We start from the raw sequence: 21,833 nt of genomic DNA, 5'->3' as shown, positions 1-21,833 counted from the left end.
CATGGTGGGCAAAATAGCTCACAGCCTGCATATTAGCAAGTTTTACATATACTTTGGACAGTTTTTGCCGTAAATTCATGAGTAGAACGCAATCCGGATATTGAATGCATTTCCTCAACAACAACTCTATATCCGGGTGTTCAGGCACATACAAAACACCTGAACAACAGAAAATCCATCCGCAAACAGAGGCCGGGATAATGGACGCTGAACCTTGCTGGGAATGCCTTGATTGGAAAAAGGAACTTGCCAACAATGTCGTCACCATCGACCAGTTGAAGCAATACGCCACCTTCAGTCCACAAGAGGAAGCAACGCTTCGTGAAGTCGCCGAGGTGCACCCGGTCAACATTCCCCGCTATTATCTGAGCCTTATAGATAAAAACGATCCCAGCGATCCCATACGCCGTATGTGCTTCCCTGATGCGGAAGAACTGGTGGTTGCCGGATCCATGGGCGCGACAACTGCCGACCCCTACGGCGACGACAAGCATGACAAGGGTAATGGCGTACTGCATAAATACGACTGCACTGCACTGCTGGTCACGACAGAATGCTGCGCCATGCATTGCCGCCACTGCTTTCGCCGCCGCATTGTAGGGCACTCCAGCCAGCAGACCTTGCGCAACTTTGCCGGGGCGCTGCAATACATTGCCGACCATCCAAAGATCAACAACGTCATTCTTTCCGGTGGCGACCCCCTGACCCTAGCAACCCCGGTGCTGCAAAAAATGCTGGAGGGGCTGGCCGAGATCGACCATGTGGATTTTGTGCGCATCGGTACGCGCATTCCCGTCACCTACCCTCTGCGCATCTTTGACGACGCCCTCATAGATGCCCTGCGCGCCTTTGCCGAGCGCAAGGCTCTGTACATTGCCACGCACTACAATCATGCGCGCGAGATCACGCTCACCTCGGCCGAGGCCATCAAGAGGCTGCGCCTGTGCGGGGCCACCATCAACAATCAGGCGGTGCTGCTGCGCGGCGTCAACGACAGAGCAGAAGACATTGTCGAACTGATGAACCGCCTGCTTTCCATTGGGGTGAACCCGTATTATCTGTACCAGTGCATGCCGGTCTCACGAGTGCGGCACCATTTTCAACTGCCGCTCAAGCAGGGCATTGCCATTGTGGACAAGGCCAAGGCGCAACTCAGCGGCTATGGCAAGCGCTTCAAGTACATAATCGGTCATGACATCGGTAAATTGGAAATCTGCGGCATCAGCGAGGGCAACATTGTTCTCAAGCAGATGCATGCCCGCATCGGGCACGAAGAACAGGCCTCGCGCATCATCATCCAAAAACTTGATGACGATGCCGGATGGGTTGAACTGTAGGCGCAACACATGCAACACACGGCTACAACACTTTTCTGCATTCCCCACGCCGGAGGCAATACCGCCTTTTATGCAAGGTTCAACGAATTTTTTCCGGCATGGATCACCATAAGACCTCTCGAACTGCCAGGCAAAGGCCGCCGCTGCCGGGAACGGCTGCTTACCAGCATGGAAAGCATGGGGCGCGACCTGCTGGAGCAGATCCGCTCTGCCGCCCACACTGGCCCCTATGCCCTGTTTGGCCACAGCATGGGCGGGCTGCTGGCCTTTCTTTGCGCGCGCTTTGCCTGCGATGCGGCGCTGCCCTTGCCCTCGGCCCTGTTCATTTCGTCCGCCACCACGCCAGGCCGGATGCGCACCGGGATTTCATGCCCTGTCGATCAGCTTCCCAAAGGCGCGCTGTGGGACTACGTGGCCCGCATGGGCGGCATTCCGCCCGAGATTGCGCAGTCGCAGGATTTCAGAAACTACCTTGAACCAATGCTCCGCGCTGATTTTATGGCCATAGAAGGATGGCAGCCCGCCCCCTACAGCCCATTACCCTTGCCCATCCACACAACCATTGGCAGCCATGATCTCGTTACCGAGGCTGACGCCCTGCACTGGCAAACCCTGACAGATGCGCAATGCACGGTACGCACCTTCAGCGGCGGCCATTTTTACGTTCAGGATCACTGGCAGGAACTGGCAGACCACATGACGCACACCCTCCAGCCTGCGGATTAGGCGGTGCTGGCGCAACATTTTTACAACTGGCGCGCGCCTTCCGCCCCAGAAAAGTCCATTTTGTGCGTTGGTCTGGAGCTTGAAAATATTGCTGAATGGCCCAGCCATTGCGAAGCCCACACCACCCCGCAGGAACAGCAGGAGGCCGGGCGCTATGTGCACATCGAAGATGCGGCGCGGCATCTGGCTGGCAGGGCGCTGGCGCGGCGTCTGCTGCGCGCCGCCTTTGGGCAGGACAGTGCCGCAGAGTTTGCCCGCTCCCCATACGGCAAGCCCTTTTGCCCCGGAGTGTCCGCTGATTTTTCCATCAGCCATTCGGGCAGCATGATATGGGTGGCCCTTTGCCGATGCGCAGGCGTGGGCATTGATGTGGAAAGAATACGCCCCCTGCCCGATGCGGCGGAACTGACCAGCCAGCTGCACCCGCAGGAGCAAAAAGACCTGCTGTCCCTGCCCCCGGCGGAGCTGCAAACGGCCTTTTACCGCTGCTGGACGCGCAAAGAGGCCGTAATCAAGGCCGTGGGCATGGGCCTGAGCATGCCCTTGCAAAGCTTTAGCGTAAACACCGGGCCGCAAGAGAGCGGCTGGATAGCATCCTTCACTGCAAACCCTGCCCAAGGCACAGCTACAATGCTTGATGAGGGCGGGCAGTGGACAAGCCGCGACATCAGAACAACAGACGGCTACCTGTGCAGCGTGGCGGCTCAAAGCCCCTGCCGTGACGTCGTGGTCTGCCTTGCCTGTTGATCCCTACAACCCGCCAAAAAACATGCAGAAATGCCGATGCGCGCCCCAAATTCATGTGGACGATACCGCTTTTCCTCTGATATGTTAAAACCTGCGCGCATGCTTTGCGCCCGCGTAAAAATTCGTGTGGCCCAACGCCGCCAATAGCACAGATTGCCATAAAAAAGATTGTCTGCTCCACACGGATTTTGGAAAAAATCCACTCAAGTTTTTGGGCAGAACCGCCGAGCGGCGGACACACTGTGTCACCAAGAACGCATCATAGGGTATTTTGTTCCATGAGCAGCCGCCTCGGATCGTTCTTCGCCACACTTGCCGCAGCACTTTGCTGCGCAGTATGCCTGTGCGCAAACGTACAGGCGGCCCCCCAGCGCGAGCCTGTGGAACAGATGACAGCGTCAGCCCCGGCGCCCTCCCAGCCCAAACCCTCGCGCCCCAAGGTCGCGGCCTATTTTGAAGCCGGACCGTACTGGGAATTTACCCTGCTGCAAAAAGAAATCATCAAAGCCCTGCGGCAACGCGGGGTTGCCGACCGCATTACCCTGCCGGGCGAACTGTACATCAGCCCCGGCTGGGATGCCTCTGAGAGCGTCTACCGCGCAGAGGCCCGCAAACTGATGCAAAATCCGGATATCGACGTCATCATCAGTATGGGAACAGAGGCCACCAAGGCCCTGCTTGCCGAAAACAACGGCAAAACGCCCATCATGAGCGTTGACGTGGCCGACCCGGCAGGCGCTGGTATTGTGGATCGCGTCACCGGCAAGGGCGCCGCCAACCTGACCATCCGCTACACCAAGGACAAATGGTTCAAGGTCTTTGCCCTGTTTCATGAGGCGCTGCCCTTTCTTCGCCTTGGCATCATGTATCACGACAGCCCAGAGGGACTTTCATACTCCAACGTGCGGGAAGCGCGCGAGGTTGCGCGCGAGCGCGGCTTTACCCTTGTGGAGTACCCCTTTCTGGACAAGGCGGAGAGCATGGAATCGTGCACCAGGGGCGTAGACAAGCTGATGAGCGCGGGCGTGGATGCCTTTTACATTTCGGCCCTCAACTGCTTTGACTGGACGCAGGCCAATCCTCAGGCCATCTTTGACACACTCAACGCCCACCACATCAAGACCTTTGCGCGCGACGGAAGCGTCCATGTGCGCAGGGGCGCGCTGATGGGGCTTTCGACACTTGATTATGTTCCTCTTGGCAAATTTTATGCTGACCATATTGCCGCACAGCTTGGCCTGTTGCCGCCCAATACCCAGCTTGAAACAGCGGCCTACACGCCCAAGATTGCGCTGAATCTGGTAACTGCCCAGAAGATGGGCATGGATCTGCCGCTGATTCTGCTCATTTCGGCAGACGAACTCTTTGACGTCACACTGGCGGGCGTTGATAAAACGACCGTTGCCCAATAAAATTCCCGTAACCCTGAAACCGGTCACAACGAGGTTGCACATGACTAAAGATACGTTGGAAAACAAAGTCGACGGCGTTGAAGATCAGATGGTCGCCCAGGCAGAAACCGCTGCTGAAACGGAAACGTGCGAACGCGCCTGCCCTTCGGAAGAAGTGGTGGACGCCATCATCCGCAAGCGTGTGTACGGCGCTATCGGCCTTGGTTTTGTGCCGGTGCCTCTTGTAGATTTTCTGGGCCTTTCTGCCCTCCAGATTGAGCTTATTCACGCACTGGCCAAGGCCCACGGCGTTGAATTCAAAAAGGAACGCGTCAAATCCATTATTTCTTCGCTGTGCGGCGGCCTTCTGACCACGGCAAGCGTGCCCCTGGCCGCCTCGCTGCTGAAAAGCATTCCGGTCATTGGCTTCACCGCGGGCGCGGCCACCATCAGTATCATGGGCGGCGCCAGCACCTATGCCCTTGGCTGGGTTTTTGACCGCCACTTCAGAAAGGGCGGCAACCTGATTGATTTCAATGCCGAAGAAGCCAAGACCTACTTCAGGGAAAAAGTTGAAGAAGGCAAAACCTTCGTCGGCAAGATCAAGAACAAGATGAAAAAAGGAACCAAGGACGAAGCCGCAGCTGAAACTCCCGCCAAAGAAGCGGGCACAGACGCGGCCTAATATCGGCGATCTCTGACGGTTTCGGGAATCGGAGCCTTCCGTAAGGGCCAGGCAACTGGCCCTTACGGAAGTGTTGGCTGTTACGCCCGCCGCTTCCAGCCGCGCGAATGCCGAAACTGGCTGTCAGAGCATACATTACAGGCCTTGGCAAAGGCCACTTCTGCCATTGCGGCAGCGTTGACTATTGATTTACCAGAGCCCCTGCACTGCAAAGGGGCGCATACAAGACCGCCGGGCATGCTGTAATGCGCGGCGCACCTGAACACCGGGGCCACAGAACCACATGCTGCAACTGAAAGAATCGCTTTTTCTGAAACTTCTGTGGGAACAGGCCGGCGAGGAAGGCAAAAAAATTGCCGCCGCGTGCCTCGGCTCAGGCATCATGCAGGGACTTGCCGTTTTTTCGGTGCTTCAGGGCTTGCAGCAGCTTTCTGAAGACGGGCTGGAATTCAGCACCTTTCTTGCTTTTCTGGTGAGCCTCGCCTCCTTTTATTTTCTCTTCCGCTACATAACCGGGCGCTCGGCGCAGATTGCCCTGCGCGGCATCATGGAATGGCGCATGCGCATTGCCGCCAAGCTGCGCGGCGTTTCCCTGCTGGAATATGAAAAACTGGACAAAAACCGCATCCAGTCCGCTTTGCTTGACGGACGCGAAATGGTTGTTGAAGCGGCCCGCATGCTGGTGGCGGCCTCGGCCAACACGGTGATGGTGGTGCTCTCTTTTGCCAAAATGGCAACTGTGTCCATTCCCGGTACGCTGGGTGTTTTTCTTTTTCTTGCTATGGGGTTCTGGATTTTTCTGCACCTTATCAACAAGGTGCATGCGCACATGGGGCCAGCCATGCAGGCCGACCAGCGCTTTTGCGCAGGCCTGCGCGACCTTTATGCCGGTCTGCAGCAGCTCAAGATGCACAAGCCCAAAACTACGGCGCTGTTTGGCGAACAGATCATCCCTGATCTTTCTGTGGCATCAGAAGCCCGCGATGCTACCGAGCACAGACACGCCCTTGGCATATCATTTTTTGCCATGTTCAACCTGCTGATTCTGGGGCTGATACTTTTTATCATGCCCAAGATTCTGAACCTCGAAACGTCGGAAACATCCTCGCTGCTGGTGTTGTGCATGTTCAGTCTGAGCCCGCTCATCAGCCTGATTACCTCGGTGCCCATGATGGCAAAGGTAGAAATGAGCCTGCAGGAACTTGCAGCGGTGGAAGCGCAGATAGACGCCGTGACGGAACCCTTTGAAAACGCAGGCGTCAAGGCGCGCTGGCAGCAGGCCGACCCCATAGTGCCATCTTTTGATTCCATTGCCCTGCGCGATGTGCGTTTTGACTACCACGACCGCAACGGCATGCGACTTTTCGGCATTGCGGTAGACAACTTTGAGCTGCGCAAGGGCGAACTGCTGTTTATTCGCGGCGGTAACGGGTCGGGCAAGTCCACCTTCATGAAGGTGCTGGCCGGGCTGTACGCGCCCGAGAGCGGAGAAATGTTCCTGAACAACGTCATGCTTTCCGACGTTAACATGGAATCCTACCGCAACCTCTTCACCATTGTGCCTACAGACTATCACCTGTTTTCCCGCCCCCTCGGCCTGAACATCACCCCGGCCCAGCTCACGGACGTGTTGCGCACCCTGCACATGGAAACCAAGGTGAGCCTGCTTGAAGACGGCACGTTCTCCACGCTTGATCTCTCTGCCGGGCAGCGCAAACGTCTTGCCCTGGCCTGCGCGCTGCTTGAAAAGCGCCACATCTACCTGTTTGACGAAGTGGCCGCGGATTTCGACCCTGTTTTCCGCCGCTACTTTTACGAGGAGCTGCTGCCCGACATCATCCGCCAGGGCGGCACAATCCTGGCCATATCGCATGACGACCGCTACTTCCATGTGGCCGACAGAGTACTGACCATGCGCGAAGGCGGCTTTGTGGAAGAACCCGCAGGGGAAGGGGCACAGGCATGAGCAGCCATTTTCTGCGGCCTGCCCTCTTCCTGACGGCCCTGCTGTGCCTGTGCGCCACGCCCAAGGCAGAGGCCAAAGACCTTACAGGCAATACAAACATCCAGTTTGTGCGCGAACTGTACAACAATGTGCGCGACACCCTGCCCTCTGAAGTGAATGCTGCGGAGAACATGCAGACCATTCAGAACAGGTTGAAATGCTACGAAGAAAACCACGATTACGGGCAACGCATTCAGGTTTGCAATAACAAATACGTCAAGAGCCTCGTGCACCACGCCCGCAAGGGAATCCATTCTCGCCCCAATCTTGGCGAATTTGTGCTCAATGTTGATATGTGCCCCATTCTTTACAATATCTGCATGGGTCAGACGGAAGACGACAAAGAACGCTGCATTCTGTTTGAAAGGCAGTGCATAGACTATACGCTTGATATGTTCTGGCGCGGCTCCGCGCAATATACACAGCAAACCTATCGGTTGGACCAATGAAAAGCGTCTGTGCAAATATACGGGAAATGTTGCGCCGCAATCGCCTGCGGTTGATAATCATGGGTGCTGTTGCAACGCTGCTGCTCATCTTTCTCTGGCCGAGCATCGTCATTTCCATCAAGCCCGGTGAGCTGGGCGTTCTGTATGCGCGCTTTCGCGGCGGCACACAGTTGCAGCACACCTACGAGGAAGGCATACATTTCATCCAGCCGTGGAACATCATGTACATCTATGATGTGCGCGTGCAGGAAGAAACCCAAAACATCGATGTGCTGACCGTGGACGGCCTGACCATCAACGTGCAGATTTCGCTGCGTTTTCAGATCATCCGCGACCGCCTGCCCAACCTGCATCAGGAAATCGGGCCGCACTACCGCGACAAGGTCGTTATCCCCATCATGAATTCCGCCGTGCGGCAAACCATCGGCAGTTACCGGCCAGACGACCTCTACTCCACGGCGCGGCAGGAACTGCAAGACCAGATGCTGGTGGACGCAGTGGAAGAAATGGGGCGCATCCCCGTTCTTATTCAGGGCTTTGTGGTCAAAAGCATCACCCTGCCCGAAGTGCTGCGCGAGGCCATTGAACGCAAGCTCATAGCGGAGCAGGATTACCTGCGCTACAAGTACATTCTGCTTGAAGCCCAGCAGGAAGCCCGCCGCAAGACCATTGAAGGCGAAGGCATCAAGGCCTACCAGACGCTTGTCAACGAGCACATGACGCAGAACTTTTTGCGCTACGAAGGCATTCAGGCCACCAAGGAGCTTGCGGGTTCGTCCAACGCCAAGGTGGTTGTGATCGGCGGCAAGGATGGCCTGCCTGTTATTCTCAATGCAGATTCGCCCACTGGCGCAAGCGCGCCTGATGCCGCCAATACAGCAAAAACGCCCAATCAGGGGGCGGCCCCCAAGACTCCCGCGCAGGGAAACCAGCAGACGCCTGTCAAGCCGGATATGTCGGGAACAGATGCGGAAAGTCCAGACCAGAAGCGGCCCGATGGCGTACGGCCTGGCCAAGTTCAGCCAGGGCAGATGCGGCCCGAACCCGGCAAAACGCCCCCGGTCCGCCCCAATTCACATTCCGGCCTGCGCCCTCAAATCCAGCACGAATCCCAATCCGGAGCGCAGTATGCGCCGAAGTACGGGTCGCGTAACGACTCCGCAAGGCAGGATTCTGCCGTGTCTGCCGAAGCCCAAGCGCCCGCCGGGGTAGGCTGGATCGCCCCCGGAGAAAATGTATCGGATTACATCCAGAGGTTGAATAAAACACTGCTGCAACCGCACCGTGGCGGCGCTGTCAGACAGTAAGGGAGGCCCGCTGTGCTATTGTTCGCTCTCATACTGGGCATGAGCCTGCTGATCGGGCTTTTGGGCATCAATTCCCGGCTGGGATTCTGGGGCAACTTTTTTGCCAGTGTTCTGCTGACTCCCTTGGTGGGTTTGCTGCTTGTCATCGCCTCAAACCCCAAAAAGCCCACTCGCTGCTAGGCTGCATACGGATACTATTTTGATGAACGCTCTCTTTCACGCGGCGCAGTAGGCATGTTTTTTCCAATTACAGCCCATGGCTCCAGCCTTTTGCTGCGCCCGCAGCAAAACCAGGGGCAACGCCCTCATGCAGCCGCACTTTTGCCACACTTGCGCACGCTGACTCTGGTCATGCTCTGTCTGGGCGGCCTGTTTTTCGTCTTCTGCCAGCCCGCCTGCGCCAATCCGCCTGTAAAACGCATCGGCTATCTTGAGGCCGGGCCGTTCTGGCTGTTTGACAATACCTGGAGCGCCTTTCGCGATGGTATGGGCAAGTATGACGACATCCGTTGCGAATACCCTGCCGATGCGCGCTTCAGCCCCGGCTGGGAACCAGCACAGATGCGCCGCCTGCCTGAAATGGCAAAACAGCTTTTGCAGCGCAAGGACCTTGACCTTGTGGTGGGCATGGGCACGGCGGCGGTCAAGGCGCTGCTGGCGGTCAACGATGGCCGTTTGCCCATTCTGGGCATGGGCATGGCTGACCCTGTGGCTGCTGGCGTTGTCAAAAGCTCACAGGATTCCGGCGTGGACAACTTCACCTGCCGGGTGGAAGTTGACCGCTGGTCCTCCATGTTCCGCGTTTTTTACGATGTGGTGCGCTTTCACAAAATGGGCATCATGTTCCAGAACAATCAGGAAGGCCGCGTCTACGCGGCACTTGGCGATGCCCAGGCCATTGCCTCGGAGCTGGGATTTTCTCTTGTGCTCTACGATGGCCTCTCCTCTGCCGAAAGTACGGAGGAATGCCGCAAGGGGCTGGACGAACTGCGCAAGCAGGGCATGGACGCCTTCTTTATCGGCCCGCTGAACTGCTTTGATATCGGCGGCGAAGGCATGGCCCCGCTGCTGCAAAAACTGAATCAGTGGAAGATCCCCACCTTTGCGCGTGACGGGTCGGAATATGTCAAGGCCGGAGCGCTCATGGGCTTTTCCACATGGAATTTCGGCCCCAGCGGCATAGCTCTGGCCGGGCAGGCCCACGCCATACTGGGCGGCACGCAGCCGCGCACATTGCCCATGCTTGACCAGTCCGAGCCTTCCATTGCCCTGAACCTTGCCACCGCCAAGGCCATCGGCTTTGATTTTCCCTTTGACGTGCTGGTAACGGCGGACGAACTGCACGAAACCATCAGCCAGCCGCACCCCGGTACACCCTAAGGATTTCCCGTGCTTATCCGCGCCACGCGCAAACTGCGCATCAATGCCCTGCTGCTCGGGCTTGGAGTTCTGCTGGTTACTCTGGGCTTCAACGTGCTGCTCTCGGTTTCCACGCTGAATACGCTGGCAACCGACATGGTGCTTTCCGGCTATCGCAGCGGTGCTGAACGTCTGGCCCGCGATATTGAACGCGGCATGCGCTTTGGCAAGCCGCTGGCTTCGTTCGCCGGAATGGACGAAATGCTGGCGGAACTGGGTCAGAGCGCGGCGGGCATCAAACGTGTGGCCATTATTGATGCCAGGGGTTCCACGCTCTATGCGCAGCCAGCCCAGGGCTCAGCAGCGGAAAGCATGTTGCCTGCCGGTACAGCCTCCCAGACCAGCGCGGGCAAAGACGGCCCGCAAGGCGCAATCAAAACCGCCGATGGCTACCGCCTGAACATTCCCCTGAGCTACAAGACGCCTGTGGGGCACCTGCTGGTGGACATTGACGGCAAACCCATCAATGCGGCTACAGAAGATTTTCTGCGGCTGTCATGCTTGCTGCTGGCAGCGGCCTGCCTTGTGGCGGGGCTGATTCTGGCAGGGCGTCTTGGCCTGCTGACCGGGCAACGCGCGGTTGGCACAAGCCTTTCGGGCATGACCAGAATGCTGCTCATCATCATTGGCACATCACAATTGCTCTACGCCTGCGGCACGCTGGTACTGTTCGATACCTTCGTCAAGCAGGCCATACGCACCAAGGCCGACATCCTCGCCGAAGGCACCGGGCGCGATTTTGAATACCTCATCCACAAAGGCGTGGATATCGCCAGCCTGCGCGGCAAGGATCAGGCACTTGAACAGTTGCTTGCAGCCAACAGCGAGCTTGCGGGCGCGCAGCTGCTGACGCCTGAAGGCAAGGCTGTGGCCTCTGCCGGGAACGTGCCCGACCCATCGCTCACTGTCGAAAAATCACTGAACACTTACTGGCCCAGCCGCTTCCGCCAAAAGCAGGAAGTGCTGCGTCTGCAACTGGCCGTGCAGCCCCAGGCCATCACAGCCCGCATATCGGCGCTGGCTCTTGACCTTGGAGCCTCGCTGCTCATCAGCTTTTTGCTGCTGCTGGAGCTTTCAAAACTACTGGGCCTTATCGCGCAACGCAACCTGCCGCCAGATGCTGCGGCGAACGCCCTTATGGGCAGCCATCATTCCCTCGCCGTGCAGGCATTGCGGGCAGCGGGCTTTGTGTTCTTTTTGGGCTACGACATGGGCATATCGTTCATTCCCCTGCTGGCCCGCCAGTTGTATGAGCCGTTCATGGGCCTGAGCCGCGATGTGGCCATCGGCCTGCCCATTTCGGCAGAGATGGTCAGCGCGGGCTTTGCCCTGCTGTTTTCTGGGGGATTTTCATTACGTTACGGCTGGCGAAAGGTCTTTGCCGCAGGCACTCTGGCTGCGGCTGTGGGGCTGATGATGGGCGGCATGGCCAACAGTCTGCCCCTGCTCATTCTGGGGCGCGTTGCCACAGGCTTCGGCTTTGGCCTTGTGCTCATGGCAGGGCAGATCGGCACACTGGGCAAGGCTAATGCCGGGGCGGGGCTCACCAGTGTATTCGCGGGCATTTTTTCCGGCAGCATCTGCGGCTCTGCGGCGGGGGCCATGCTGGCGGATCATGTTTCGTTTCAGGCGGTGCTGGCGACCGGGGCCTGCACCATATTGCTGGCGCTGTTCACAGTGATGCTTGGCAAAGAACCTGCGGAGGACGCAGCAAGCAGTTCCGATAACGCGGCCTGTCAGGGCTCTGGTGCGCAGACCGCCGCGCAGGGGCATATGTTTTCAGGCTGCATGCAATTGCTGCAAGACCCGCGCATGCACATGATACTCTGGCTGGTGGGCATACCCGCCGCCATGTGCCTGACCGGATTTTTGCACTATCTGCTGCCGCTGAGGCTGGCAAACGCCCATGTGGATCAATCGGATATCGGCCGCATATTCATGCTGTACGGCCTGTGTTTTATTACGGCGGGGCCGCTGCTCGGCAAGTGGATAGATCGCAGAAAAGACAAATCCCTGTTTCTGACGCTCACGGGCCTGCTCTCCGGCATTACGCTGCTCATTGCGTCTACGGCCACAAACATGGCTGGAGCGGCCGCTGCGGTCATCTCTCTTGGGCTGGCCCAGTGCCTGGCTGCCCCGGCATCAATGATCTGCGTTCTCACTCTTGCTTCGGCGCAAACTCTGGGCCGCGAAAAGACAGCTTCGATTTACCGTGGCCTGGAGCGCATGGGGCAGGTGGCGGGGCCTGTGGTATTTGGCATTGCCATAACCGTCATGGCTCCTGCCAGCGCGCTGTTGCTCATGGGCGGCATCGTCTGCGCGCTTTCCTTGCTGTTCCACCTGATGTGGCGGCTCAGGACTCCAGCGAACTGACCAGCGCCCGCAGCTCGGGCATGGCGGGATCACTCAGGCCGCCGGGCAGAAACCAGGACAGGACTTCGTAATAATCTTCGGGCAGAACGATATGCCCGCCCTTCTGGATAAAACTGCGGAATTCGTCTTCGGTAGGATAGCTGAAGTATTTTCGGCCTTCGCTGCTCTGCATATGGGTTGTCAGCTCGCGCCCCGCCTCCAGTTCCGGCAGGTGCCGCAACAGGGCGTCTATACCCGCAAAATAGGTATGCACAAAGTTCCACAGCAGGGAGCGGTCGTAGTTGATGGGCCACCAGCCGATCTCCACTATGGGGCCGGTATCCAGCCCTGCATCAAGGTGGAAAAGCGTGCAGCCAGAGCGCTCATTGCCATGCTCCATAGCCCGAAAAGGGCTGCACAGGCCTTGCAGATCAGGCAGCGCGCCTGGATGCATGCCATAGGTGCCAAGCCGGGGCATATCAATGACTTCCGTAGGAATAACGTAGTCGTACCGGCACGATATAACGACATCTGGCGCAAGGTCGCGCATGGCTTGCCGGGAGGCTGGCGACCGCATGGGCCCCCACATCTCCATATCAATGCCGTAACGCTTTTTCAGGCCCGCATAGGTCTGACACTGCGCCTCATTTCCCTCAGGAAAGCGGTCTTCCAGCCAGGGCAGAATGTGCTCAAGCACCATGTCCCGCTCGTGGGCCACAAGGCTTGCCGCGTAGGCATTGCTGCACTCCGCGTCCAGCACGTAATCGGAAAGGACCACAAAAACATCGTGCCTGGGGGCAATGGCTGCCAGCAGTCTGTTAAGGGCGACACATCCTGCAAGATCCTTCTTGGCGCAAACGACAACTTTCACGGCATATCCTTTCGTGGAACATTGCCCAGCATGCTACGCCGCAAGGTCCTGCATGAAAAGAAGAAATCTACCGTAGTTATGCGCGGCACCTCAGTTTATTCCACCGCAAAATTGAAATAGGTATCCGTGTAAGGCTCATTTTTAAGCGTGTAGTGCCACCACTCTTCTTCATAACGCTTGAACCCGGCATTTTCCATAAGGCCCAGAAGCACAGCCCGATTGGCCTCCTGCTGCGGGCTCAGCCCCTTGGCCCCGTGGTGCGAGGCCGCGCCAAAAAAGTCAAAGGGGGTGCCCATGTCCGCCTCTTTGCCGCTCAGCCTGTCAACGAGGGTGAGGTCTACCGTGCTGCCGCGCGAATGCCCGGAGCGCGTGGCAACATAGCCCAGATCAAACACCCGCGCCTTGTCCACCTGCGGGTAAAAAATCGCCTTCATGCGCGTGTCGGCGGCGTTCATGCCCCAGCGCACAAAATGATCCACTGCCGATTGCGGGCGGTAGGCGTCATAAATTTTCAGGGTATAGCCCTTCTCTTCCGCCGCCGCTGCGGCCTTGCACAGGGCATTCGCCGCTGGTTCGGTCAAGATTGCCTGGGGTGCAAGATATCCATTGATGCGCTCTCCCACAAAGTTGTAGGAGGAAAAATAGCGTATTTCCTGAATAATATTCTGGCATTGGTCGCTTACATGCACAAAGCCATCGTGCATGGCCGCCTGCGCGTGCCAAGGAAACAGCATCCCCAAGGCCAGCACCAACATCTGCAAAAAAAGAAGCGGATCGCATTTACGGCGCGCAATCATGGTCGTCTCCTCAATTTTTTCAGCACCCTGCGCTGACGGCAAAACCCAGTACACCAGTTCGGTATTGCACATTATAATGGTTCGGTCGTCAATATGTCATATTTTGACCTTTTACCTTCAAGAAGGCATACTTGGCAGATGGACACAAAAATACCAGGGAGCGCAGCATGAAACTGCTGGAAAAAGCCCGCGCGGCCGGTTGAGCCGCCAAGCTGGCTCCAGGGGCCCTGGAGCGACTTTTACGCGGTCTGCCGTCTGATACGCGCCCTGACCTTGAGGCCAGGGTTCTGGCTGGTCGCGCCCGGAACGAAGACGCCGTTGTGCTGACCGTTCCCCCTGGCTGCGCTCTGGTGCAGACCGTGGATATACTTGCGCCCATTGTCAATGATGCCTTTGCCTTTGGCCGCATTGCCGCCGCCAACGCGCTTTCGGATGTATACGCCATGGGCGGCCAGCCGTGGAGCGCCATGAACGTGGCCTTTTTTCCGCAGGCTCTGGCAGAGGACGACCCGCAGCACATACTGGAAAACATCCTGCGCGGCGGCCTTGACGCCATGAACGAAGCCGGGGCCGTGCTGGCTGGCGGTCACACGGTGCAGGACGAGGAACTCAAATACGGTCTGGCGGTCACGGGCATCATAGATCCCTCCCACATGGCCCGCAACGATGGCCTGAAAGCAGGCCAGACCCTGCTGCTGACCAAACCGCTGGGCACGGGAGTGCTCGCCACTGCGGTCAAGGCCCGCTGGGACGGTGCCAAAGAAAGCGAGGCCGAGGTTACACGCTGGTGCTCCCGCCTCAACAGTGTTGCCGGGGGCGTTGTGCGCGACCTCAAAATCGCCGCCGCCACAGACATAACAGGCTTTGGCCTTGGCGGGCACGCGCTTGAAATGGCCCTGGCCTCGGGCGTTACCGTGGTACTGAATGCCGAGGCCCTGCCCCTCATGCCGCGCGCCCTTGAATATGCGCGCGATGGGCTTATACCCGCAGGCAGCCACCTGAACAGAAAATACTGGGCCTGCTCCACCCTTGTGGAAGACGGCGTGGACGAAGCGCTCACGAGCCTCGCCTTTGACGCGCAGACCTCAGGCGGGCTGCTGCTGGCCGTGCCGCCAGAGCTGGTGCCGCAGGCGCGCGAAATACTGCTGGCTGGCGGCGATCTGGCCTGCGTCGTGGGCGAGGTTGTTGCGCCACGGCCTGACGGCGCAGCCCTGGTGCTGCGCTGATGCCCCACGTGCACGGCCGGAGGCAGGGCTGAACATACGACGCATGCCGTCCCCACGCAGCGCGCTCCGCACCGGGTTGGTGATTTCGGACAGTTTTTTTTAAAAATTGCTTGCCGTACCGCCATTGCGACTTATTTATGACGGAGATTTTCGGTTAACGCCCTCCCGCCCGGCACAGCCCACGGCAACAGACGCGCTGCTCACGGCTTGCAGCCCACCGGCAAGTGTGCTATGGAAACACGCTTTGCGAGAGTGGCGGAATTGGTAGACGCACTGGACTTAGAATCCAGCACCTTTGGTATGGGGGTTCAAGTCCCCCCTCTCGCACCAAAAGCCGCAAATGCTTGATACACAAGCGAAACATAAAGCCCCCCATGAGTTTTTCATGAGGGGCTTTCGTTATGTGGGTTGCAGAATCATGATTTAAGGAATGCAACCTCATAGGCTGAGTGCTTTGGCAGCATTCGTAAGATCAGAGGGTGCAAAGTGTGCATACCTCATGGTTGTTTGAATGCTGGCGTGACCCATCCATTCTTTTACAACTGGCATTCCAATACCAGCACGGGCAAGCCGGGTTGCGCAGGTGTGCCGCAGCATGTGAGGCACAAACTGTTCATCATCTGACAATCCCATAATCTCCCGCACTCTGTCCCAGCGGGTGCGTATCCACGGGTTATCATAAGGGAACAGACGCCCTTCTCCTGCGACCTCCTGACATCTGCGGGCAATCACAGGCTTGATCTTGTCGGCAATTGGGATTGACCGGGGCCGGTGGCTTTTGGTCTTCCAGGTGGTCAGTGTGTTGTTGACCAGATCAACGTCCCTGACCTCCAGCCTCCACAGCTCACCAAGCCGAAAGCCTGTATAGAGCAGACACAGAACCACGTCAGACAATTCCTGCCCATAGCCGAGGGCTTCTATAGCCTCCAGAAGCCGCTTTTCCTCCTCAGCAGAAAGGAAGCGAATCCGGTGTTCACCCTCGCGCCGCTTGGGCATCTTGGGCAGAGTCTCAAGCTTTCCATGCTCCTGAGCCGTCCTGAGGCAGCGCGAGAGCGCCGAAAGCTTTCTATTGACCGTGCTACCAGACAGGCCGGATTGCATGAGGTGGACAAGGTAATCGCCTACGCGTTCCGGGGTGATCGCTTTTACAGGCGTGTCGGGGCCGAAGAAATCCATTGCAGTTCTGGCGTTAATCGTAGCCGCCTGCTCCCCTCCTGTGTCCTGCCAATGCATTGCGTGGGTGCGGCTGTAGGCGTCAAACAGCGTCCAGCCAACGCGAGGCTTGGGCGCTGCCTGCGCAGCCTCCATGAGGGCAAGGCGGCGGGCTATGGCCTCCTCTGGTGTCTTGCAGACTATGGTTTTCCTTTTGCCGTCTCTGGTAAAATCAACAATAAAGCCCCCAGATTTGTGGGGGCGTATTCCTTTGGGGAGGTCTGAACCTGCTTTAGTCATTTTCTATTTCCTCAGTGGCATATCTGTTGAACCCCTCAACTATGGTTGAGAGCGGTTGATCTGTGATTGACTGTGCAACATCAAAAGGCAGGGAAATATTATATGAGAGTTCCATATTAAACTCCTTTTCGTATTACATGCGACAAAGAAGCCATGCTTCAAAGAGTAGGAAGCCATAAACAAAGATTGCGCCTATTACATTTTTCAAACTTCCCCCTAGTGAGGCTGGAAGAGCATGCAACCAAACAGCCCCAAAAACAGAACTGCCCCCAAAAGGAGGCAGTTTGAAAATGTAGTGATGATTTCACGCATATACTTTCTCATGCTCCTATGCGACCAGAGCAGCGGTGCTGCCATGTGGTTTTAGTTGAGGTGGTGTGTAGGCAGTCACAATGCCGCCCAAGGGTGTTGGCTATGCCATAAAAGTATTCAAATTTGCTCTTAGAGACCCGCTTCCCATTCAAGAAGAAAGCGCAAGGCGTGTCTTCTGTCTTTCGCACGATGGTCATAAACTCCATAAGGCGCTCCTTTGAAAAAACAAAAAACCCGCCAAGGTGTTTCCAAGGCGGGCCATAGTTGTGGCTGGTGGTTTAATGCTCAGGTTAGTAGTTTCTGAACACAAAGCCATCAGTATACACATAGTCAGTCATGAACAGGTCACGGGAATACTTCTTCATATCAAAATATTGCTGCGCCCAATCAGGCAGAGAAGAGAGCACCCCGGTATCTTCAAGGAGATTTTCTGCAAAAGCTTCTTCTGACTCCCATTCTCCCTCATAACAAGCATCGAACCTATTTACTGCATCAGCCAGTGTTCCACCAACCCAGTTTACATAGGCTATCAAGGCATTTTCATTGTCGGTATGTTCTTCAAGCAGAGCATGGATTTCCCAGACATCAGACAGGCTTGAATACTCCTCAATCAAACCATGAAAACCTTCATGATCGTGAATGGCGCATTCTTCGGCAAGTGCCCCCGTCTCTTTCATTATCGGGGATTCTTTGAGCATGTTGTCGACAGCCTCTTGCAGGTCTTCAAGGTCTGTGAAGTCGTCAAGGGTAAGCCATTTGCCATGCAAAATTCCTGAATTGTAATCAGTCAAGGAAGCAACATATATGCGGCGTTCTTCGCTCATTTTCGTTCTCCCTTTGTGGTTTATACCCAAGCAGGGCTAACGGTTGTCTCAGGACGCATAAACAACCACTTTAACGAATCAGCAGGAATTTCCTTAGCGGTCAAATCATTTAGATGATACTGCTTCCAGATGTGTACAAACATGAGCGTAGATGCTTCGTCCCATCCTTCGGCGTATGTTATCTTTTGGGTGTCATTGTATTCTTCAAGGGTATCTGCAATTTGCCCACAACCTCCCTTGCAATTTCCATTACGCTGTGGCCCTTCAACCCCTACGATACTCAGGAAAACGCCTTTTTCTTTTGTGCGTACTTTGATGCGGCAGAATATAGAACCATCTAGCCCCCGACCTATATTCACAATATGGGTAAAACTGTTCGGTGTTTCTGGCTTCTGAAGAAACTCACGGGCAAGCGCCATAGCAGCGCATACACAGCAAACATATTGCGATTGTGACGGACGCCAGCCTTTTTTGTCGTTCAGCTCTTGCCAAGTATTCAACGGAAAAGTGCAAGAGGTGAGAGCCGCCGCCCGGTCTTTTTCAGCCAGCGGGATATTGTTGAAGGAGTCATTTTCACACTCCAACACTTTATCCCTGAAGTTATCAATGCAATATTCAATCATTGAGCGCGTAACAAACTGTTTCCAATATTCGGAGTGGGTGCATTCACCCGCCAGCATTTGCTTTTCAGTGTACATTTTTCAAACTCCCCCAGAGAAACGCAAAAAGCCCGCCTAGGGACTAGCTAGACGGGCTGCGGCGTTCTGGTTTATGCTTTTGGTGTTTTGTGAAAGTGTGGTCTATTTCAATAGACCGGGGCTTGTCTGAAGGTGGTGCTTTAGGCAAGCCTTTTTGTTTAGGGAAGCTGCTCTTGGAAGACTTCAGCGAGATCGTGCCAGCTTAAAGCTCTTTCAGACACATCAGCACAAAGAGCAATTATATTATCATCTCTTAGTGCCTTTGGCCCATACTGGTGCAGCATAGCAACATAATTTTTGTATTGTCTTGTTTCGTTGTCGTACATACAACACAGAATTTCTTCTGCCTGTTCTTTTGTAAGATCAAGCGTGATTGTTATTTTTTCCATAGCCTTCTCCAGAAAAACAAAAAGTCGCCCCGGATTTAACCAGAGCGGCCTTTCAATTTCGTTTGTTTATCTTCTGCTAGTTACTTTTCACGTTTAGCAACATACATACCAAGAGCGAACAGGGTCAAGCCGAGTGTTGAAGGAAGTTTTTCACTTTCTCCTGCATCTGTCCTTCTGATATAGGTTCTATGTAAGTATATCCATCGGTAGGAATGATGCAGTTTTTCAAAAACCAAGGGATAAACAACCAATCAAACGGAACAAAATGCTGCTGCGTGTCAGGCACCATACTTTGCCAAAGACATTCACACGCATGTATTAAGGGGTAATGCCTTAGGAGTAGCCTAAGCTGCCCTGTACCATGCTTCTCTTGTATCGCCTGAAGAGCTGGAAACGCCTTTGGGACATTTAAATACTCTTCCCAAAAGCATTGCGCTATCTCAACATCACCACTAGTAAACATTTGCATTTTAATTTCCCCTTAGAAAAACAAAAAAGCCGCCCCGGATTTAACCAGAGCGGCCTTTCAATTTCGTTTGTTTATCTTCTGCTAGTTGTGTGTCTTCTTTTCCTGACGTTCTTTCTTGGCTACATACAATCCAAGGCAGGTAACGGCAATAATCAAGAGTGTTGTTAAAACATAAGCTGCCATTTAATTACCCCCTTTTCTTTGTCAGCCATAAGCAACCGAGCAAGGCGAGAACACCCACGGCTACGGCTGCGGTTTTACCCTGAAACAAGCCCACGGCAAGGGCCGCAACGCTCAATTTTTCAAGCCAGTCTGCAAGGCGTTTTAGCATGGCCTTTGTGCCTCATATGTAAGCCCTATGCGGGCTGTTGTCAAAATCGGCTAGTAGCCAAGCCATGCCCTTACGGCTGCCAAAGTTGGTTCTATTTCTTCCCAGCACCGATGAAATTCTAGCTTGCCGTCTTTGCTTTCGGTGTAAACATGCAATGCACGAAGCTTTCCGTCAGCATAGCAAGCAGCAGCATCGTGCCTTTGCGGGTACTCAAGCAGAAAAAGAATGTGCGTATCAATCATATGCAAACTCCTGTGTGCGAGTGTGTTTCGTTGTTTTTCTTTCGCTCTCTATAGGCCCGCCCTGTGTCCGTTCCTTTCGGTGTCAGCGGTGGGGCGTGGTGGTCTTTGGTGAACCGTGTGCCCTATGAGAAAGAACTTTAGCCTGTATCGGCTAAATATGGAGAAAAGAAAAAGGGAACCAGCTTTGGGCATACTCCCCTTTGCGTGATTCCCTTTTAGCCGATATCGGCCATTCAGATCAAGAACTTTTTAGCCTTTATCGGCTATTTTCTTGCAACACCCCTGTTTCCTTGTGGTTTTATGTCTAATTTAAGTTGCTCTTCGACCCACTCTTCCGGTATTAGCCACGTTTTGGCTACCTTATACGCAGGCACCTTGCCGCTTTGGCAACCGTTTTTTATCGTGCTTGGTGAGGCGTAGCCAAGGACGTCAGCGGCTTCCGCTACTGTGTAGTAATGAGGAAGGGCGGTTTTATGTTCCATAGCGTTCTCTAGTTTAATAACCCGTCTACTGATTTTCGATAAGTATCTAAACGTGGGGCGATTAGTTTGCTTTGCTTTGCTGCCTCGTCCCTCGCGTCCTCTTCTGTTAGTCTGTCCCAGAGGTCTTGAGGGAAGCCATCAGGAGCAGGAGAGTAAACAACCTCTATATCTTGTGGCGCTTCTGGTGGTGGTTGCATTACGTCTGCTTGCGGCTGCTTAGTGCTTGGAATTATGAGGAGCAGAGAGCAAGCTAAGGTTAGTATTAGTTGCCTCATTGTATGCGCCCCCTTTAACTTATTTTATGCTTACATCTTGTCCCCATGCCTTATCCACCATAAGTGCTGTATTTTCAAAAATATGACCGGACATAGGCGGGCAGTTTTCCGAATATCCACTATCACTATATGACGCTACTATTTCGTTAGTCCTTGTATCAATCAGTGAAGCTGTTATATAATCAAACTTGAACCCACCCCCGAAACACCTATTCATTGCATCAGTGTAGTAGTGGGCATCTATAGAAAGAATATATCTTGATTCACTGACATTGAAGCTATCCACAGCTTTTCCAGTGTCGTCTAGTTCTTTACGTTGAACTTTTGAGGCTACATTTAGAACTTTATAGCCGTGCTTCATTAGCTCTTGTTGAATCTTCGGTTTCCATGGAGCATTAAAATCAAGTGCTATTACCTTTGGTTCTGTGCTCTCAACACGACCGAAATAATCAACTTGCTTATGGCAGCCCAAGAGCATTAACACCGAGAGAGCAAGAGTAAGGCCAAAAGAAAGCCGCATAAATCCCCCATGAGTGGCTCAAATAGATAAATCAAAAGGTAACACGAATTAAAAAACTCGTAACACGTCGTAGCATCTTTTAGCAAATTCATGCCATTAAATCCAACCCCCAGCCTACCCTTCCGCCTTCCCATTAGATTAATTATCCAATGTAGACTGTGGAACCACGGCGCTTTGCTGGCATTGGTTGCGCTTCGGCCTGCATTAGGAAGGGAAAAGACGGCCCAAAGGCTGCCAGGGATAGCATTATGGACGGCGCTATAGTGTTGGCTAGAGGGTATGGGGGGAAAGACAACGGACGAGAGACGTCTAAGCCTTTCACATTTTTCACCCTAAACTACCCGGCCACCCTTAGCCACCCTATAGCCATCCTTTTGCTACCCTTTCATCTTACCATTCCATTCCCTTATCGGTCAACGCTAGCTGCCTGCTGTAGGGCTGGCTTATGAATAGCTTTAGAGAGCAAGAGAGGATATGGAGATAGCTATGGTTGTCTTTAGATTTTTAAAATCAGAGTTTTTAAATTA

23 protein-coding genes and 1 tRNA gene are annotated in these 21,833 nt (G+C 54.9%); 13 read left to right on the top strand and 11 right to left on the bottom strand.

What is annotated here, in order from left to right; all coding sequences use genetic code 11:
* Positions 1 to 200 precede the first annotated feature (200 nt).
* The 11 genes from RDK48_RS04180 (at position 201) to RDK48_RS04130 (ending at position 12,439) form a co-directional block, all read left to right on the top strand.
* On the top strand, positions 201 to 1,337 hold the full coding sequence (locus RDK48_RS04180) for a KamA family radical SAM protein (RefSeq protein ID WP_298993160.1): 1,137 nt from the start codon (positions 201 to 203) through the stop codon (positions 1,335 to 1,337).
* 9 nt (positions 1,338 to 1,346) lie between these two features.
* Complete coding sequence (locus RDK48_RS04175) at positions 1,347 to 2,063, top strand: thioesterase II family protein (protein WP_298993165.1); 717 nt, start codon at positions 1,347 to 1,349, stop codon at positions 2,061 to 2,063.
* A gap of 3 nt (positions 2,064 to 2,066) precedes the next feature.
* A complete protein-coding gene (locus RDK48_RS04170) occupies positions 2,067 to 2,810 on the top strand; it encodes a 4'-phosphopantetheinyl transferase superfamily protein (protein ID WP_298993170.1) in 744 nt (247 codons plus the stop codon).
* Positions 2,811 to 3,088: 278 nt separating this feature from the next.
* Positions 3,089 to 4,222 (top strand): ABC transporter substrate-binding protein, encoded by a 1,134-nt coding sequence (locus tag RDK48_RS04165; RefSeq protein WP_298993174.1) that lies wholly within the window; start codon positions 3,089 to 3,091, stop codon positions 4,220 to 4,222.
* A gap of 40 nt (positions 4,223 to 4,262) precedes the next feature.
* Positions 4,263 to 4,886 carry a YcjF family protein gene (locus RDK48_RS04160; RefSeq protein ID WP_298993177.1) on the top strand — a complete coding sequence of 208 codons (624 nt, stop codon included), beginning with the start codon at positions 4,263 to 4,265 and terminating at the stop codon, positions 4,884 to 4,886.
* Between the two features lie 283 nt (positions 4,887 to 5,169).
* The gene (locus RDK48_RS04155; RefSeq protein WP_298993181.1) at positions 5,170 to 6,852 is read left to right on the top strand and encodes an ATP-binding cassette domain-containing protein; all 1,683 of its coding nucleotides are present in this window, start codon (positions 5,170 to 5,172) and stop codon (positions 6,850 to 6,852) included.
* Positions 6,849 to 7,340 carry a hypothetical protein gene (locus tag RDK48_RS04150; protein ID WP_298993184.1) on the top strand — a complete coding sequence of 164 codons (492 nt, stop codon included), beginning with the start codon at positions 6,849 to 6,851 and terminating at the stop codon, positions 7,338 to 7,340. The genes RDK48_RS04155 and RDK48_RS04150 overlap by 4 nt, the downstream gene beginning before the upstream one ends.
* 59 nt (positions 7,341 to 7,399) lie before the next feature.
* The gene (locus RDK48_RS04145) at positions 7,400 to 8,647 is read left to right on the top strand and encodes a prohibitin family protein (RefSeq protein ID WP_298993187.1); all 1,248 of its coding nucleotides are present in this window, start codon (positions 7,400 to 7,402) and stop codon (positions 8,645 to 8,647) included.
* Between the two features lie 12 nt (positions 8,648 to 8,659).
* Positions 8,660 to 8,827, top strand: coding sequence for a hypothetical protein (locus RDK48_RS04140; protein ID WP_298993190.1), 168 nt, complete (start codon positions 8,660 to 8,662; stop codon positions 8,825 to 8,827).
* Between the two features lie 54 nt (positions 8,828 to 8,881).
* Positions 8,882 to 10,027 carry an ABC transporter substrate binding protein gene (locus RDK48_RS04135; RefSeq protein WP_298993193.1) on the top strand — a complete coding sequence of 382 codons (1,146 nt, stop codon included), beginning with the start codon at positions 8,882 to 8,884 and terminating at the stop codon, positions 10,025 to 10,027.
* 9 nt (positions 10,028 to 10,036) lie between these two features.
* A complete protein-coding gene (locus tag RDK48_RS04130) occupies positions 10,037 to 12,439 on the top strand; it encodes an MFS transporter (protein WP_298993196.1) in 2,403 nt (800 codons plus the stop codon).
* Here RDK48_RS04130 and RDK48_RS04125 read toward each other — a convergent pair.
* Both RDK48_RS04125 and RDK48_RS04120 read right to left on the bottom strand, forming a co-directional pair.
* Complete coding sequence (locus RDK48_RS04125; protein ID WP_298993199.1) at positions 12,420 to 13,289, bottom strand: formyltransferase family protein; 870 nt, start codon at positions 13,287 to 13,289, stop codon at positions 12,420 to 12,422. The two genes, RDK48_RS04130 and RDK48_RS04125, sit on opposite strands and share 20 nt — an antisense overlap.
* A gap of 95 nt (positions 13,290 to 13,384) precedes the next feature.
* Positions 13,385 to 14,086, bottom strand: a complete 702-nt coding sequence (locus RDK48_RS04120) for a M15 family metallopeptidase (RefSeq protein WP_298993204.1) — start codon at positions 14,084 to 14,086, stop codon at positions 13,385 to 13,387.
* 167 nt (positions 14,087 to 14,253) lie between these two features.
* Here RDK48_RS04120 and selD point away from each other — a divergent pair, with 167 nt between their 5' ends.
* Both selD and RDK48_RS04110 read left to right on the top strand, forming a co-directional pair.
* A complete protein-coding gene (gene selD, locus RDK48_RS04115; protein ID WP_298993207.1) occupies positions 14,254 to 15,312 on the top strand; it encodes a selenide, water dikinase SelD in 1,059 nt (352 codons plus the stop codon).
* Between the two features lie 246 nt (positions 15,313 to 15,558).
* A tRNA-Leu gene (locus tag RDK48_RS04110) sits at positions 15,559 to 15,642 on the top strand.
* Positions 15,643 to 15,750: 108 nt separating this feature from the next.
* Here RDK48_RS04110 and RDK48_RS04105 read toward each other — a convergent pair.
* From RDK48_RS04105 to RDK48_RS04065, 9 genes are all read right to left on the bottom strand, one after another.
* Entirely contained in the window at positions 15,751 to 16,764 is a 1,014-nt protein-coding gene (locus tag RDK48_RS04105; protein ID WP_298993210.1) for a site-specific integrase, read from the bottom strand.
* A gap of 602 nt (positions 16,765 to 17,366) precedes the next feature.
* Entirely contained in the window at positions 17,367 to 17,900 is a 534-nt protein-coding gene (locus RDK48_RS04100) for an antirestriction protein ArdA (protein ID WP_298993213.1), read from the bottom strand.
* Positions 17,901 to 17,920: 20 nt separating this feature from the next.
* Entirely contained in the window at positions 17,921 to 18,598 is a 678-nt protein-coding gene (locus tag RDK48_RS04095; protein ID WP_298993216.1) for a hypothetical protein, read from the bottom strand.
* 158 nt (positions 18,599 to 18,756) lie between these two features.
* A complete protein-coding gene (locus tag RDK48_RS04090; protein ID WP_298993218.1) occupies positions 18,757 to 18,987 on the bottom strand; it encodes a hypothetical protein in 231 nt (76 codons plus the stop codon).
* A 124-nt stretch (positions 18,988 to 19,111) separates the two neighbouring features.
* Positions 19,112 to 19,456 (bottom strand): hypothetical protein, encoded by a 345-nt coding sequence (locus tag RDK48_RS04085; RefSeq protein WP_308587806.1) that lies wholly within the window; start codon positions 19,454 to 19,456, stop codon positions 19,112 to 19,114.
* A gap of 187 nt (positions 19,457 to 19,643) precedes the next feature.
* Entirely contained in the window at positions 19,644 to 19,787 is a 144-nt protein-coding gene (locus RDK48_RS04080; RefSeq protein WP_298993221.1) for a hypothetical protein, read from the bottom strand.
* Positions 19,788 to 19,837: 50 nt separating this feature from the next.
* Positions 19,838 to 20,029, bottom strand: a complete 192-nt coding sequence (locus RDK48_RS04075; protein ID WP_298993224.1) for a hypothetical protein — start codon at positions 20,027 to 20,029, stop codon at positions 19,838 to 19,840.
* A gap of 263 nt (positions 20,030 to 20,292) precedes the next feature.
* Positions 20,293 to 20,511: a helix-turn-helix domain-containing protein gene (locus RDK48_RS04070; protein ID WP_298993227.1), complete on the bottom strand. Its 219-nt coding sequence runs from the start codon at positions 20,509 to 20,511 to the stop codon at positions 20,293 to 20,295.
* Positions 20,512 to 20,805: 294 nt separating this feature from the next.
* Positions 20,806 to 21,306, bottom strand: coding sequence for a hypothetical protein (locus RDK48_RS04065; protein WP_298993230.1), 501 nt, complete (start codon positions 21,304 to 21,306; stop codon positions 20,806 to 20,808).
* Positions 21,307 to 21,833 lie beyond the last annotated feature (527 nt).

It is taken from the genome of uncultured Desulfovibrio sp. (assembly GCF_902477725.1).
Taxonomy (GTDB): domain Bacteria; phylum Desulfobacterota; class Desulfovibrionia; order Desulfovibrionales; family Desulfovibrionaceae; genus Desulfovibrio.
This window is presented reverse-complemented; position numbering and strand designations above follow the sequence as displayed.

What these genes read in the sequence shown, in the direction of transcription:
- RDK48_RS04180 (WP_298993160.1), top strand. Translation starts at nt 201, where the DNA reads ATGGACGCTGAACCTTGCTGGGAATGCCTTGATTGGAAAAAGGAACTT.
- RDK48_RS04175 (WP_298993165.1), top strand. Translation starts at nt 1,347, where the DNA reads ATGCAACACACGGCTACAACACTTTTCTGCATTCCCCACGCCGGAGGC.
- RDK48_RS04165 (WP_298993174.1), top strand. Translation starts at nt 3,089, where the DNA reads ATGAGCAGCCGCCTCGGATCGTTCTTCGCCACACTTGCCGCAGCACTT.
- RDK48_RS04160 (WP_298993177.1), top strand. Translation starts at nt 4,263, where the DNA reads ATGACTAAAGATACGTTGGAAAACAAAGTCGACGGCGTTGAAGATCAG.
- RDK48_RS04155 (WP_298993181.1), top strand. Translation starts at nt 5,170, where the DNA reads ATGCTGCAACTGAAAGAATCGCTTTTTCTGAAACTTCTGTGGGAACAG.
- RDK48_RS04150 (WP_298993184.1), top strand. Translation starts at nt 6,849, where the DNA reads ATGAGCAGCCATTTTCTGCGGCCTGCCCTCTTCCTGACGGCCCTGCTG.
- RDK48_RS04145 (WP_298993187.1), top strand. Translation starts at nt 7,400, where the DNA reads ATGGGTGCTGTTGCAACGCTGCTGCTCATCTTTCTCTGGCCGAGCATC.
- RDK48_RS04135 (WP_298993193.1), top strand. Translation starts at nt 8,882, where the DNA reads ATGTTTTTTCCAATTACAGCCCATGGCTCCAGCCTTTTGCTGCGCCCG.
- RDK48_RS04120 (WP_298993204.1), bottom strand. Translation starts at nt 14,086, where the DNA reads ATGATTGCGCGCCGTAAATGCGATCCGCTTCTTTTTTTGCAGATGTTG.
- RDK48_RS04105 (WP_298993210.1), bottom strand. Translation starts at nt 16,764, where the DNA reads ATGACTAAAGCAGGTTCAGACCTCCCCAAAGGAATACGCCCCCACAAA.
- RDK48_RS04100 (WP_298993213.1), bottom strand. Translation starts at nt 17,900, where the DNA reads ATGAGCGAAGAACGCCGCATATATGTTGCTTCCTTGACTGATTACAAT.
- RDK48_RS04095 (WP_298993216.1), bottom strand. Translation starts at nt 18,598, where the DNA reads ATGTACACTGAAAAGCAAATGCTGGCGGGTGAATGCACCCACTCCGAA.
- RDK48_RS04090 (WP_298993218.1), bottom strand. Translation starts at nt 18,987, where the DNA reads ATGGAAAAAATAACAATCACGCTTGATCTTACAAAAGAACAGGCAGAA.
- RDK48_RS04085 (WP_308587806.1), bottom strand. Translation starts at nt 19,456, where the DNA reads ATGCAAATGTTTACTAGTGGTGATGTTGAGATAGCGCAATGCTTTTGG.
- RDK48_RS04080 (WP_298993221.1), bottom strand. Translation starts at nt 19,787, where the DNA reads ATGCTAAAACGCCTTGCAGACTGGCTTGAAAAATTGAGCGTTGCGGCC.
- RDK48_RS04075 (WP_298993224.1), bottom strand. Translation starts at nt 20,029, where the DNA reads ATGATTGATACGCACATTCTTTTTCTGCTTGAGTACCCGCAAAGGCAC.
- RDK48_RS04070 (WP_298993227.1), bottom strand. Translation starts at nt 20,511, where the DNA reads ATGGAACATAAAACCGCCCTTCCTCATTACTACACAGTAGCGGAAGCC.
- RDK48_RS04065 (WP_298993230.1), bottom strand. Translation starts at nt 21,306, where the DNA reads ATGCGGCTTTCTTTTGGCCTTACTCTTGCTCTCTCGGTGTTAATGCTC.